We start from the raw sequence: 1313 nt of genomic DNA on the forward strand, positions 1-1313 counted from the left end.
GGCGCTCTTTTCGTTTGATTGTAATCCTTGGCCAAAATCAAATTTAGTTTTAAACTTTCCAAACAATATTAAATAAAAGCTGTGCAGGCAAATGAAATATAGTTGCCAGTAATAATTCCGGTTGATTCTGCCGGAGGTTACTGCTATCGGTGTTTGACTAAGCCATGCGAGTCAAATGTTCTTCGTGAACATGGCGTAATGCTCAGTAACACGTGGATAACCTGCCCTCAGATCCGGCATAACCTCGGGAAACTGAGGATAATTCCGGATAAATCTCTTCTGCTGGAATTGCTTAGAGATTCAAAGAATTTCGTCTGAGGATGGGTCTGCGGCCTATCAGGTTGTAGCGGGTGTAATGTACCCGCTAGCCGACAACGGGTACGGGTTGTGAGAGCAAGAGCCCGGAGATGGATTCTGAGACATGAATCCAGGCCCTACGGGGCGCAGCAGGCGCGAAAACTTTACAATGCAGGAAACTGTGATAAGGAGACACCGAGTGCTCACATCAAATGTGGGCTGTCCACCTACTTAAGTCGTAGGTGTTAGCAAGGGCCGGGCAAGACCGGTGCCAGCCGCCGCGGTAATACCGGTGGCCCGAGTGGTAGCCGCTTTTATTGGGTCTAAAGGGTCCGTAGCCGGCCCGGACAGTCCGTTGGGAAATCCGAATGCTCAACATTCGGGCTATCAGCGGATACTTCCGGGCTTGGGATCGGGGGAGGTAAGGGGTACTACAGGGGTAGGAGTGAAATCTTGTAATCCTTGTGGGACCACCTGTGGCGAAGGCGCCTTACCAAAACGAGTCCGACGGTGAGGGACGAAAGCTGGGGGCACGAACCGGATTAGATACCCGGGTAGTCCCAGCCGTAAACGATGTTCGCTAGGTGTCAGGCATGGCGTGACTATGTCTGGTGCCGAAGGGAAGCCGTGAAGCGAACCACCTGGGAAGTACGGCCGCAAGGCTGAAACTTAAAGAAATTGGCGGGGGAGCACAACAACGGGTGGAGCCTGCGGTTTAATTGGACTCAACGCCGGAAAACTCACCAGGGGAGACAGCAATATGTAGGTCAAGCTGAAGACTTTACCTGAATCGCTGAGAGGAGGTGCATGGTCGTCGCCAGTTCGTACTGTGAAGCATCCTGTTAAGTCAGGCAACGAGCGAGACCCGTGCCTACAGTTACCAGCATTATCTTCGGATAGATGGGGACTCTGTAGGGACCGCCGGTGCTAAACCGGAGGAAGGTGCGGGCTACGGTAGATCAGTATGCCCCGAATCCCTTGGGCTACACGCGGGCTACAATGGACGGGACAATGGG

Annotated in this window: 1 rRNA gene; it reads left to right on the plus strand. The window is 52.8% G+C overall.

Annotated features, from left to right (window positions below):
• Nucleotides 1–114: 114 nt before the first annotated feature.
• Nucleotides 115–1313 (plus strand): 16S ribosomal RNA (locus tag MsAg5_RS04490); the annotation flags it as partial.

The organism is Methanolapillus africanus, from assembly GCF_032714475.1.
Lineage (GTDB): Archaea > Halobacteriota > Methanosarcinia > Methanosarcinales > Methanosarcinaceae > Methanolapillus > Methanolapillus africanus.